Consider the following 10,005-nt stretch of genomic DNA (forward strand, 5'->3'; position numbering starts at 1 on the left):
TTCTTGGCTAAGATACGGAGGGAGTCGGTTCCCCAAGGTGTCTCAAATGTGGTGGCCGAATACACCACCTTTCCTCCAAGGGGCGGGTCTGCTAGGCTAAGGGGAGCAAGCCTGGCTTGCGAAAGGGTGACCATGAAGGTGGAACAAGACAAGGTGGTAACCATCCGTTACACCCTCCAGGTGGAGGGGGAGGTCTTGGACCAGGGGGAGCTTTCCTACTTGCACGGGCACGGCAACCTGATCCGGGGCCTCGAGGAGGAGCTGGAAGGCCGCGAGGAGGGGGAGATCTTCCAGGCCCGTGTGCCTGCGGACAAGGCCTATGGACCCCGCGATCCCGAGGGGGTCCAGGTGGTGCCCCTCTCCGCTTTCCCCGAGGACGCGGAGGTGCTGCCCGGGGCCCAGTTCTACGCCCAGGACATGGAGGGGAACCCCATGCCCCTCACCGTGGTGGAGGTCCAGGGGGAAGAGGTGACCATTGACTTTAACCACCCCCTGGCGGGCAAGGACCTGGACTTTGAGGTGGAGGTGGTGAAGGTCCGGGAGGCTACCCCCGAGGAGATCCTTCACGGCCACGTGCACGAGGGCGGGCACCACCACTAAGCCCAAAGCCTCCCTCAGGCCCCAAGGCCCCTTGTGCTTTGGGGCTTGACTTTTTGGGTAATCCGTGGGATAGTGAAGAGTCCCTGGAAAGCCAGGTGGGTTTTCGGGATGAAGGAGAAGCATGAAGAAGGGTACCGTCAAGTGGTTTAACGCGGAAAAAGGCTACGGGTTCATACAGCAGGAAGAGGGTCCAGATGTGTTTGTGCACTTCACGGCCATCGAGGCCGAGGGGTTTCGCACCCTGAACGAGGGTGACCGGGTGGAGTTCGAGGTGGAGGCCGGCCGGGGCGGCAAGGGCCCCCAGGCCAAGAGGGTCCGCCGCCTCTAAAGGATCTTTCTGCCCAAAGGCCCCTTCGGGGGCCTTTTTGCTTTAGGCTTAAGCCATGCGCATCCTGGTTTCCAACGACGACGGCATCTTCTCCCCCGGGATCAAGGCCCTGGGCCTGGCCATGCGGGCTTTGGGGGAGGTTTATGTGGTGGCCCCGGATGTGGAACAGTCCGCGGTGGGCCACGGGATCACCGTGAGGCGGCCCCTACGGTTCAAGCACACCGCCAGCGCGGGCTTCGGGGAGATCCCCGCCTACCGGGTGGACGGCACTCCTGCGGACTGCGTGGTGCTGGGCGTTCACCTTTTGGGCCGGCCCGATCTGGTGGTCTCCGGCATCAACATCGGGGTCAACCTGGGCTTGGACCTCACCCACTCGGGCACGGTGGCCGCGGCTTTGGAGGGTACTTCTTTGGGCATTCCCTCCATCGCCTTCAGCCTGGACACCTCGGGAGAGGAGCTCAACTTCACCCTGGCGGCGGAGTGGGCGGTGAGGATCGCCCGCCTGATGATGCGAAGGGGGCTTCCCAAGGGGGTTCTCCTCAACGTGAACTTCCCGGCGGGGGTACCCAAAGGGGTCATGGTCACCCGGCTTTCCACCCACCACTGGGAGGACAGGGTGGTGGAGCGCCTGGACCCCGAGGGGAGGCCCTACTACTGGATCGCCGGCACCCCCGTGGGGGAAGAGGAGGAGGGCACGGACCTCTACGCCGTGCGCCGGGGCTACATCTCCATCACCCCGGTGAGCCTGGACTTCACAGCAGCGGATCTGTTAAGGGAGGTAGCCCGCTGGGTGGAGGAAGTATGACCACTGGCATCCCCTCCCTTAGCCCCAGGGCTTCCTTGGCGTTTCCCCGGTTGAGGGCGATCTCCAAGAGGCCTGCGCTTCCCAGGTAGGCCACCGCCTCCCCCATCCCCANGCCTGCAGGAGGGTGGTGGTGGCGTTGCCGAAGCGGTCAAAGGTGAGGATCTCCCCTTCTGGGCCTGGGGTGAGGGTGAGGGGAAGGCGCATTAGGTCCTGGGCAGGCACCTCCGGTCCAAGCTCCTCCGGAGTCAGCCCCAGGGCCAGGTGGGCCGCGGCGGGGGCGAAGAGGTCGCGGCCGTGGAAGGTGTGGCCCCCCGGGGCCCAGCCCGGCAAGGGGAGGATGCCCTTAGGGCTTGGGGGGGAGATGCGGGTGATCTCGTGGGCTCGGATGGGTGGGTCCAGAAGCCAGGCCAGGGTGAAGAGGCCATTGTCAGGCCCCACGTAAAAGCGCCTTCCTAGGGCGGCGATGGCCCGCCTCTTTGTGCCCACCCCAGGGTCCACCACCGCCAGGACCACCGCCTGTTCCGGCAGGTAGGGGAGGGCCTCAAAAAGGGCGTAGGCAGCCCGGCGCAGGTCCTGGGGGGGTAGGGCGTGGGCCAGGTCCAGGACGGGTACCCCGGGGGCTTTGTCCCGGAGCACCGCCTTGACCACGCCCACATAGGGGTCCTCGAGGCCAAAATCGGAGAGAAAGAAGACGGGGTGCATCCTGCCCTTAGCCTACGGGGTTTTATACCCTTATCTTCTTCTTTCGTTCTCTAAGCCCCAGCGAGATGACGCCTGCCGGAGGTCCTTTCCGGGGCCCCCACCCTGGCAAAGCCAAAATAGGGCGGCATCAGAAGTTCCGGAGCCAGGCGGCGGGGAAAAGGGCCAGGATTACCCCCGCCACCACCCAGCCCAAGCCCAGGCCCAGGGTGCCCTCTGCCCGCTCCTTGGCCCAGAGGAGGCCCGCCCCCAGGAGGAGGAGAAGGAAGGTGGGCCCGGGCACGGCCACCGCAAAAAGCAAGGCCGTCAGGTAGGGAGAAAGGTCCCGGTACCGTTCCTTAAGGACCAGGGGGGCCAGGCCCCGGAAGAAGGGCTCCATGAGGGCTAGGCCCAAAAAGGTGAGGAGGTTTAAGGGGAGGGTGCCTAGCCCCAAGGGTTCCCGGATCCACCCGTAGAGGAAAAGGAGGAGGACCAAGGCCGGCCCCACCCAAAACCCCTCGATCCAGCTGGACCAGGGGCCTAAAGGGGCAGGAAGGCGCTTGCGGAAGGGCCTTTGGAGAAGGAGGCTTGCAAAGAGGAGAAGGCCATAGAAGAGGTAAAAGCTGGGGAGGATCGAGTCTTTCTGGTAAGGGGTGATGAGGGCCAGGGCGTTGGCGAAAAGGGTTTTGCCCAGGAAGGCGGCCAGGAGGAGGGCCAGGAGGAGGGTGGCCAGGAGGGTTAGGTAAAGGCTTCCCGGCCCCGGCAGGGGATCCTCCACCACCTCGAGGGTGCGCAAGGGCTCTATGCGGCTTTCCCCCAGGAGGACCAGGAGCAAGAAGGCCAGGAAGACGAGAAGCCAGGGCCAGGCCTGGGCCAGGAAGCGGGCCGGGAGGTTTTCCAGGGCAGAAAGCTGCTTCAAGGCCGCCTGTCCCTGGGCAAGCTGCCCCTGCCCCAGATAGGCCAGGGCCAGGAGGGAAAGGGCCTGGCCTTGCAGCCCGGGCTGGGCCGAAAGTTCCGGCAAGAGCCCTTCCAGAATAGGGATGGCCTCCTCGGGCTTCCCTGAGAGAAAGAGGAGGCGGCCCCGCTCCAGCCTTTCCCTTAAGGTGGAACCTAGAATGGCCAGGCCCTCCTGGGGCCTTCCTAAAGCCAGATGGAGCCGGGACAGCAAAAGGCGTGCCTCGGGGGTGGAGGGCAGGCCTTGGGCCAGCCTCAAGGCTTCCTCGTACTGGTGGAGGGCCTCGAGGGCCATGGCCCGGAGGAGGTTGGCCTCGGGCCCCTGGGGGAGGGAAAGCCTTAGCACCTCGGCGGCTTGACCCTTTTGCAGCAGCAACCGGGCGCGAAGGAGCTGGGCCTCCGGCTCATCTCCCAGGCGCCCCAGGTAGTTTTCCGCCTGCGCGAGGTCCCCCCTTTCCAGGTGGATGCGGGCGAGAAGGAGGAGGCTTGGCCGGTGCTCCGGATCGCTGGTGAGGGCCAGCTCGCAGGTGGCCTGGGCGCTTTCCAGTGCTCCTCTTTGGTATAGGCGCTGGCAACGGGCGAAATACTCTTCGGCTCCCTGGGCCAAAGCGGAAGAGAGGAAGTGTAGGCCCAGGAGAACCAGCAATCCCCCAATAAGCCTCATGCCTTCCAGTTTACGCCCTCCCTCTCTTGTACCGGGTATAATCCCCCACGGGTGAAACCCATGAAGCGCTGGATAACCCTACTTGCCGCGATGGTTTGGGTTGCTGGCCTGGCCCAGGCCCCCCAGGTGTCGGCCCTGGTGGATACCGGGCGGTTTCAGGAAGCCTACGAGCTGGGCTTGAAACTGGGTACCCCCGAGGCCCTGGCCCTGGCGGCCAAGGGGGCAAGCTTCTACGCCCTTTACCAGGCCAAGCCCGAGGAGAAGCGCACCTGGTTTGAAAAGGCGGAGAAGGCTGCCTCCCAGGCCATCGCCAAGGCTCCGGATTACCCCGAGGGCTATTTTGAGCGGGCCCGGGCCCTGGGGCGGCTTTCCCAGTTCAAGGGGATCCTCGAGGCCCTGGCGGAGGGCTTGGCCCCCAGGATCCGAAGCGACCTGGAGAAGACCTTAAAGCTCAAGCCCGACCATGCCGGGGCCATGGTGGCCCTGGCCCTCTGGCACTTTGAGCTGGTGCAGAAGGGCTGGCTGGTGGCGGCCACCCAGGGGGCGGATGGCTCGAGGGTGGAGCCCCTCATGCAGAAGGCCATAGAGCTGGAGCCGGATGGGATCATCCACCGGGTGGAGTACGCCAAGGTCCTTGCCGCCTGGGGCAAGAAGGAGGAGGCCAGAAAACAGCTGGAAACCGCCCTCGCCCTTCCCGCCAGGACCGCCGCCGACCGCTACGACCAAGAAAGGGCCCGGCAGGAGCTGGCCAAGCTGAGGTAGACCCAAGGAGTTCAGGGGCCGGGCATGCCCGGCCTCGTTTTACCTCGGAGTGGGGAGCCCAAGACCAAGCCACCTTCCGAAGATGCGCAAGAGCACGGTGGCCAGGGTCCCAGCAAAAAGGGCCCCTTCCGGATGGGTGTCGTAGAGGGCGTAGACCACAAGGGCTCCCACCAGAGCAGCGGAGGCGTACAGGTCCCCTGCCCGGTAGAGGATGCCGGGCACCTCCCCCGAAAGCACGTCCCTTAAGACCCCACCCCCCACCCCCGAGAGGGTGCCCGCCAGGGCCACCCCGAAGGGGCCAAGCCCCGCCTCGAGGCCCCGATCCGCCCCCAAGGCGGCGAAGAGGCCGAGGCCCAGGGTATCCAGGTAGTAGATGGGCTTTTCTAGGACCTGCACCCTGGGGTGGAAGCGGAAGACAAGGAGCCCCGCCAGGACCACGTTCCAGAGGAGGGGCTCGTTGCTCAGGGTCGTAGGGGGTAGGGTGCCCACCAGGACGTCGCGGATAGAGCCTCCCCCCACCGCGGTCACCGTGGCCAGGACCAGGACCCCGAGGAGGTCAAAACCCTTCTCCACCCCCTTCAGGGCCCTGGTGGCCGCGAAGACCAGGGTGCCCAGCCAGACCAGGACCTCAACCATCCAAAAGCACCATGGCTCGAGCCTGCACGTGCGCTACCGCCAGGCCCTCCGAGGTCTTGAAGGTGAGGCCGATGCGGTCCAGGGGCAGGCCAAGAAGCCGGGAGAGATTTTCCAGAAGGCCCTGCCGGTAGGGGGAAAGCTTGGGCTGGTCCAGGATGATGGCCAGGCTTACCTGGATCAGCCTTCCCCCCCTTTCCTCGACAAGGCGGAGGGCTTCCTTTAGAAAAACCTCGCTGCGGGCTCCTCGCCACTTGGGGTCGGTGTCGGGAAAGAGGAGGCCGATGTCCCCAAGGCCATAAGCGGAAAGGAGGGCGTCGGTAAGGGCGTGCAGGGCGGCATCCCCATCGGAGTGGGCCAGGGCCCCTAAGGGGCTGGGGATTTTTAAGCCGCAGAGGTAAAGGGGCCGGCCCTCCACGAGGCGATGGCTGTCCTCTCCGTAGCCGATGCGCATGGCTATACTTTAGGGCATGCCGAGCTTTGCGGAAGCTCTAGCCCTCATGGAAGCTTGGACGGAAAGCGAGTCCCTGAGACGGCACATGCGGGCGGTGGAGGTGGCCATGCGGGCCTATGCCCGCCGCTTCGGGGAGGACGAGGAGCTTTGGGCCATGGCCGGGGTCCTGCACGACATGGACTACGAGAAGTACCCCGAGGAGCATCCCTACCGGGGGGTGGAGGAGCTGAGGCGTTTGGGCTACCCGGGGGAGGTCTTGGAGGCCATCCTGGGCCATGCCTCTTACACCGGGGTACCCCGCAGGACCCTGATGGCTAAGGCCCTCTTCGCGGTGGACGAGCTTACGGGCTTGATCACCGCCGCGGTCTACGTGCGCCCGGACCGCTCCATCCTGGGCCTGGAGCTTTCCAGTATGAAGAAAAAGTTCAAGGACAAGGCCTTTGCCAGAGGGGTGAACCGGGAGGAGATCCGGATGGGGGCCGAGGACCTGGGCCTTTCCCTGGAAGAGCATATGGCCTTCGTCCTCGAGGCCATGAAGGACAAGGCCGAACTCCTGGGCCTTCGGTAGTTGCCCCTGCCCGCTTTTCCCGCTAGGGTGGGAGGCGTGGAGCTACCCGACCTTACCCCCTACCTGGGGCAGATGACCTTCGGTGGCTTGGCGGGCTATGCGGTGGGCTACGCCTTGAAAAAGGTGGGCCGCCTGCTGGCCATCGGCCTCGGCCTCCTCTTCGTGGCCCTCCAGCTCCTCGCCCAGGCCGGGTACGTCCAGGTGGACTGGACCCGCATCCAGAAGGACGTGGAGCCCCTCCTCCAGCAGCCGGGCCTGCAAAGCCTCTGGGAGAGACTCCTCAGGACCCTCACCTACAACCTCCCCTTCGGGGCCAGCTTTGTGGGGGGTCTGCTTTTGGGCCTCCGGGCGGGCTGAAAGGCCTCAGCCCTTGACCGCCCCGGCGGTGAGCCCGGCCACGATGCGTTGTTGGAAGATCAGGACCAACACTACCAAGGGCACAGTCACCACCACGCTGGCGGCCATGATGGAGCCCCAGGGGATCTCAAAAGGGGTAGCCCCCCCGAAACTGGCGATGGCGGGGGGCACAGTCTTCACCTTGTTTCCCACGGTGAAGGTCAGAGCGAAAAGGTATTCGTTCCAGGCAGCAATGAAGGAGAGGAGCCCCGTGGTCACGAGCCCCGGCCCCGTGAGGGGAAGCATGATGCGGAGAAGGGTTTCTAAAGGTGTGGCCCCATCCACGTAAGCCGCTTCCTCCAGTTCCCGGGGAAGCCCCCGGAAGTAGCCCACCAGCACCCACACGGTGAAGGGTAGAGTGAAGAGGAGGTAGGAAAGGACGAGGCCCAAGTAGGTGTTGAAGAGGCCCGCTTGCCTGAGGAGCATGAAAAGCCCCCCCAGGACGGAGATCTGCGGAAACATGGTCATGGCTAAGACCAAATAGAGTACGGCGTTCCGGGGAGGGAAGGGGAGGCGGCCTAGGGCGTAGGCGGCCAGCACTCCTAGGACGAGAGAAAGCAGGGTGGCCCCACCTGCCACGAGGAGGGAGTTTAGCAGGTTGCGTCCGAAGTTCGCCTGCAAGAAGACGCTCTTGTAGTGCTCCAGAGTAAAGGGCGTGGGCAGGAAGCTGGGGTCGGCGGCGAAGAGGGCGTCCGAGGCCTTGAAACTGGAGATAACCGCCCAGTAAAAGGGGAAGACGCTGTAGACCACCACGAAGATCACCAGAAGGTAGAAGAGGGTGCGGGTCAGGATGTGGGAAAGTGGCTTCATCTAAGGGCCTCCTTCCCCAGGGTGCGCGCGTAGAAGACTACGAAGAGGAAGATGAGGACCAAAATGGCCACGCTAATAGCCGAGCCGTAGCCCAGGTCCTGGAAGTCGATGAGGGTCTGGCGGTTGTAGACCGCCAGGGTACGGGTAGCAGGGTTCACCCCACTCATCACGAAGATAACGTCGAAGACCCGAAGCGCATCCAGGGTGCGAAAGATGAGGGCCACCACCAAGGCGGGGGTAAGGAGGGGGAGGGTGATGGTCCAAAACTGCTGCCAGCGGGTGGCGCCGTCGATGCTGGCTGCCTCATAAAGCTCCTCGGGGATAAGTTGTAGCCCTGCCAAGAGAAGGAGCGCCATGAAGGGGGTGGTCTTCCACACATCCACGGCGATGATGGCGGGCAGAACCAGCTCAGGACGGGCTAGGAAGGCCACCTTCTGGGCTAGGAGGCCGAGCTTTACCCCAAGGGCATTGATGACCCCATAGACGTCGTGGAGCATCCACTGCCACATCTTGGCGGAGACCACCGTGGGGATAGCCCAGGGGATGAGGATGGCGGTGCGCACCAATCCCCGGCCCCTAAAGTTGGAATGGATAACCAGGGCAATGGCTAAACCCAAGAGGGTTTCCAGGCTGACAGAGATCACCGTGAACTTCACCGTGTTCCATAAGGCCTGGCGGAAATCAGGGTCCTGGAGGAGGAGGCGGTAGTTCTCCAGGCCCACAAACTGGGGAGGCTCCACGAAGGCGATGTCGGCCTTGAAGAAGGACCAGTAGAAGACCTGGGCCAGGGGGTACCCGGCTACCAGGGCCACCACCAGCAGGGTGGGGAGGACCAGGAACCAGGCCAGGCGGACCTGTCTTTGGGTGAGCATGATACCTGAGTATGACCCACCCGGGGGGCTTGAAGGCCCCCCGGAAAGGCAAGGGTTTAGCGCAGGATGCGGCGGATGCGGCCCTCGAGGTCCCTCACCACTGCCTCGCCGGTCTTGCGCCCCGTGAGGACGCTATGCACCTCGGTCCAGATGGCCTCGGACACCTGGTTGTACTTGGCCCCGGCCACGTCGGAGGGGCGGGAGACCGCATTTTGGAAGACGGGGAGGAGGTCTTTGAACCAGGCGTTCTTGGCCAGGACGTCCTTGTCGGTGTACAGGGCAGGGCGGGTGGGCAGGCGGGAGAGCCTCACGGCGTTGTCCTTTTGCACCTCGTAGGAGGCCAGGTACTTCACCAAGGCGGCAGCCTCCTTCGGGTAGCGGCTGTAAGTGGAGACCATGAGCTGCCAACCTCCCAAGGTGGCGGCGTTGGGGGCATCGGCTCCGCCCTTGGGGAGCACCGTGACCCCGAACTTGCCGCGGATAGGGCTCCCCTCCGCCTGGCCCAAAGCGTAGGCGTAGGGCCAGTTGCGCATGAAGAGGCTATTGCCCTGCTGCCAGACGTTCCTCGCCTCCTCCTCAGCATAGCTGGTGACCCCCGAGGGAGCGATGGTACCCACAAAGCGGCGCACGGTGTTCAGGGCCAGAGCGGCACGGCCGTTGTTGATGCTGATGGTGCCATCGGGCTCTACGATGCGCCCGCCCCTATGGGAGTAAATCCACTCGAGGGCATCGCAGGTAAGGCCCTCATAGGCCTTGCCCTGGAAAACGAAGCCCCAGAAGTCACGGTTACCCGCCTTCCGCTCACCTTCGATGACCTTTTGGGCCATCTGCTCCAGCTCTGCCCAAGTGCGGGGCGGGTTTTTGAAACCGTACTTCTCCAAGAGGTCCTTGCGGTAGTAAAGGATGCCCGCGTCGGTGAAAAAAGGGATGGAGGTCAGCTTGCCGCGGATGGTGTTGTTCTGCACAATGCGAGGGAAAAACTCCTTGAGCTCGCCTTCGGAGAAGAACTGCTTGAGGTCGGCGGCGTGGGGGGCCACGATGCCCGGCCAGATGACATCGATCATGTAGACGTCCACGTCAGGGCTCTTGGCTGCCCAGTACTGCTGGTAGAGGGCCAGGCGGTCGTTGGTATCCGCTGGGGCGTCGATGTACTCCACCCGCGTGCCGGTCTTCTTGCCCCAGGCCTCCACCATCTCCTTCATCCAGCGGCCGCCCTCGCCCACCGCGGTGGAGTCTCCAGCCACCCGGATGATAGGGCCTGCCTGAGCCCGCACCGCTGCGGGTCCAAGAACAAAGCTGGCCGCGAGCCCCACGCCTGCCTTCTTGAGAAAGTCTCTACGCCTCATATCGCCCTCCTATGGAAGCTTTTCCAGGGGGGATTATATACTCCTCTCCCCAAGATGTCAACCCAAGAAGCTGAGCTCCCCCTCTAAGTTCGGACATCCTTTACCTCCTGGGGATGAGGGGGAACAGGAAATAGC

The 10,005-nt window shown here is 64.2% G+C and carries 13 protein-coding genes and 1 pseudogene; 6 read left to right on the forward strand and 8 right to left on the reverse strand.

Annotated features, from left to right (window positions below):
• The first annotated feature begins 132 nt into the window (after positions 1-132).
• The 3 genes from C2847_RS05985 to surE all read left to right on the forward strand — a co-directional run bounded on the left by C2847_RS05985 (position 133) and on the right by surE (position 1,733).
• Complete coding sequence (locus C2847_RS05985) at positions 133-600, forward strand: FKBP-type peptidyl-prolyl cis-trans isomerase (protein WP_105317542.1); 468 nt, start codon at positions 133-135, stop codon at positions 598-600.
• 121 nt (positions 601-721) lie between these two features.
• Positions 722-928: a cold-shock protein gene (locus C2847_RS05990; RefSeq protein WP_105317543.1), complete on the forward strand. Its 207-nt coding sequence runs from the start codon at positions 722-724 to the stop codon at positions 926-928.
• A 55-nt stretch (positions 929-983) separates the two neighbouring features.
• The gene (surE, locus tag C2847_RS05995) at positions 984-1,733 is read left to right on the forward strand and encodes a 5'/3'-nucleotidase SurE (protein WP_105317544.1); all 750 of its coding nucleotides are present in this window, start codon (positions 984-986) and stop codon (positions 1,731-1,733) included.
• On the opposite strand, the gene C2847_RS13035 is transcribed toward surE, so the two are convergent.
• The 3 genes and pseudogenes from C2847_RS13035 to C2847_RS06005 form a co-directional block, all read right to left on the reverse strand.
• The coding region (locus tag C2847_RS13035) for an SAM hydroxide adenosyltransferase (protein WP_425275078.1) at positions 1,681-1,844 on the reverse strand (164 nt) is incomplete at its 5' end. The genes surE and C2847_RS13035 overlap by 53 nt on opposite strands.
• Before the next feature lies 1 nt (position 1,845).
• Positions 1,846-2,435: pseudogene (locus C2847_RS06000) on the reverse strand (SAM hydrolase/SAM-dependent halogenase family protein); the annotation flags it as partial.
• Between the two features lie 127 nt (positions 2,436-2,562).
• The gene (locus C2847_RS06005; protein ID WP_105317545.1) at positions 2,563-4,029 is read right to left on the reverse strand and encodes a tetratricopeptide repeat protein; all 1,467 of its coding nucleotides are present in this window, start codon (positions 4,027-4,029) and stop codon (positions 2,563-2,565) included.
• Between the two features lie 90 nt (positions 4,030-4,119).
• On the opposite strand from C2847_RS06005, the gene C2847_RS06010 reads away from it, so the two are divergent.
• On the forward strand, positions 4,120-4,791 hold the full coding sequence (locus C2847_RS06010) for a tetratricopeptide repeat protein (protein WP_105317546.1): 672 nt from the start codon (positions 4,120-4,122) through the stop codon (positions 4,789-4,791).
• Positions 4,792-4,830: 39 nt separating this feature from the next.
• Here the strand turns inward: C2847_RS06010 and C2847_RS06015 are convergent, their stop codons facing one another.
• Complete coding sequence (locus tag C2847_RS06015) at positions 4,831-5,427, reverse strand: trimeric intracellular cation channel family protein (RefSeq protein WP_105317547.1); 597 nt, start codon at positions 5,425-5,427, stop codon at positions 4,831-4,833.
• Entirely contained in the window at positions 5,420-5,878 is a 459-nt protein-coding gene (gene ispF / locus C2847_RS06020) for a 2-C-methyl-D-erythritol 2,4-cyclodiphosphate synthase (RefSeq protein WP_105317548.1), read from the reverse strand. Before ispF ends, C2847_RS06015 begins: the two co-directional genes overlap by 8 nt.
• A gap of 16 nt (positions 5,879-5,894) precedes the next feature.
• On the opposite strand from ispF, the gene C2847_RS06025 reads away from it, so the two are divergent.
• Both C2847_RS06025 and C2847_RS06030 read left to right on the forward strand, forming a co-directional pair.
• Complete coding sequence (locus C2847_RS06025; protein WP_105317549.1) at positions 5,895-6,446, forward strand: HD domain-containing protein; 552 nt, start codon at positions 5,895-5,897, stop codon at positions 6,444-6,446.
• A 36-nt stretch (positions 6,447-6,482) separates the two neighbouring features.
• Complete coding sequence (locus C2847_RS06030; RefSeq protein ID WP_164835648.1) at positions 6,483-6,803, forward strand: FUN14 domain-containing protein; 321 nt, start codon at positions 6,483-6,485, stop codon at positions 6,801-6,803.
• Between the two features lie 6 nt (positions 6,804-6,809).
• Here C2847_RS06030 and C2847_RS06035 read toward each other — a convergent pair whose 3' ends face one another.
• The 3 genes from C2847_RS06035 to C2847_RS06045 are packed head-to-tail and all read right to left on the reverse strand — an operon-like array spanning position 6,810 to position 9,870.
• Positions 6,810-7,652, reverse strand: a complete 843-nt coding sequence (locus C2847_RS06035) for a carbohydrate ABC transporter permease (RefSeq protein ID WP_105317550.1) — start codon at positions 7,650-7,652, stop codon at positions 6,810-6,812.
• Positions 7,649-8,524 (reverse strand): carbohydrate ABC transporter permease, encoded by an 876-nt coding sequence (locus tag C2847_RS06040; protein WP_105317551.1) that lies wholly within the window; start codon positions 8,522-8,524, stop codon positions 7,649-7,651. Before C2847_RS06040 ends, C2847_RS06035 begins: the two co-directional genes overlap by 4 nt.
• A 56-nt stretch (positions 8,525-8,580) precedes the next feature.
• Positions 8,581-9,870, reverse strand: coding sequence for an ABC transporter substrate-binding protein (locus C2847_RS06045; protein ID WP_105317552.1), 1,290 nt, complete (start codon positions 9,868-9,870; stop codon positions 8,581-8,583).
• Between the last annotated feature and the right edge of the window lie 135 nt (positions 9,871-10,005).

Origin of the sequence: Thermus tenuipuniceus (genome assembly GCF_002964845.1) — a bacterium.
Lineage (GTDB): Bacteria > Deinococcota > Deinococci > Deinococcales > Thermaceae > Thermus > Thermus tenuipuniceus.

What these genes read in the sequence shown, in the direction of transcription:
- C2847_RS06035 (WP_105317550.1), bottom strand. Translation starts at nt 7,652, where the DNA reads ATGAAGCCACTTTCCCACATCCTGACCCGCACCCTCTTCTACCTTCTG.
- C2847_RS06005 (WP_105317545.1), bottom strand. Translation starts at nt 4,029, where the DNA reads ATGAGGCTTATTGGGGGATTGCTGGTTCTCCTGGGCCTACACTTCCTC.
- C2847_RS05985 (WP_105317542.1), top strand. Translation starts at nt 133, where the DNA reads ATGAAGGTGGAACAAGACAAGGTGGTAACCATCCGTTACACCCTCCAG.
- C2847_RS06045 (WP_105317552.1), bottom strand. Translation starts at nt 9,870, where the DNA reads ATGAGGCGTAGAGACTTTCTCAAGAAGGCAGGCGTGGGGCTCGCGGCC.
- surE (WP_105317544.1), top strand. Translation starts at nt 984, where the DNA reads ATGCGCATCCTGGTTTCCAACGACGACGGCATCTTCTCCCCCGGGATC.
- C2847_RS06025 (WP_105317549.1), top strand. Translation starts at nt 5,895, where the DNA reads ATGCCGAGCTTTGCGGAAGCTCTAGCCCTCATGGAAGCTTGGACGGAA.
- C2847_RS05990 (WP_105317543.1), top strand. Translation starts at nt 722, where the DNA reads ATGAAGAAGGGTACCGTCAAGTGGTTTAACGCGGAAAAAGGCTACGGG.
- C2847_RS06015 (WP_105317547.1), bottom strand. Translation starts at nt 5,427, where the DNA reads ATGGTTGAGGTCCTGGTCTGGCTGGGCACCCTGGTCTTCGCGGCCACC.
- ispF (WP_105317548.1), bottom strand. Translation starts at nt 5,878, where the DNA reads ATGCGCATCGGCTACGGAGAGGACAGCCATCGCCTCGTGGAGGGCCGG.
- C2847_RS06040 (WP_105317551.1), bottom strand. Translation starts at nt 8,524, where the DNA reads ATGCTCACCCAAAGACAGGTCCGCCTGGCCTGGTTCCTGGTCCTCCCC.
- C2847_RS06010 (WP_105317546.1), top strand. Translation starts at nt 4,120, where the DNA reads ATGGTTTGGGTTGCTGGCCTGGCCCAGGCCCCCCAGGTGTCGGCCCTG.